Genomic DNA, 548 nt, shown 5'->3' with positions numbered 1-548 from the left:
AGCAGCGATTAAAGGGCAACAAGCCCAACAATTACTTCCCTTTATTGGTAACCCAAGAAAGAACATGCCTACAGGTTTATCGTTTGAATTAAGTGACTATATACAATTGGTTGATGTAACTGGTCGTTGTATTCGAGCCGATAAACGCGGTTATATTGACAAAGCTCAACCTGAAATATTAACCCGCTTAGGCATTAGTACCCAAAACTGGTTAGTATTAACCACCCAGTTTAGACAATGTTTCCATGGTGCAGTAGGTAGAGCGCAAGCACTCACGGATTTTTGTGAACATCAACACTTAAAAAAACGAGCAACGGTGTCAATTTGCCAAAAGTTGCTTGCTTAATAATCCATATAACTCATCTAGATACATTACTCACTTAAGGCTAGTTGTGTCTTAAATTGGGTAAAACATCTGTATTTATGCATTACTATTAATATTCTATTCGACACCATAAAAATCAAAGAAAACTCTGCTCAATGCAAATCAGTAACGCAGATTAATTGATATTAGGTATTAATTATTTTGAGTGGGTGTCTGGTGATTT

Annotated in this window: 1 pseudogene; it reads left to right on the top strand. The window is 36.1% G+C overall.

Annotated elements, in window-relative coordinates:
- Positions 1 to 346, top strand: a pseudogene (locus MTCD1_RS21320) (transposase); the annotation flags it as partial.
- Between the last annotated feature and the right edge of the window lie 202 nt (positions 347 to 548).

This window comes from Colwellia marinimaniae (assembly GCF_002207865.1).
In the GTDB taxonomy this organism is placed as follows: domain Bacteria; phylum Pseudomonadota; class Gammaproteobacteria; order Enterobacterales; family Alteromonadaceae; genus Colwellia; species Colwellia marinimaniae.
Note: the sequence above shows the minus strand (reverse complement) of the source record. Positions and strands in the feature narration are given on the sequence as shown.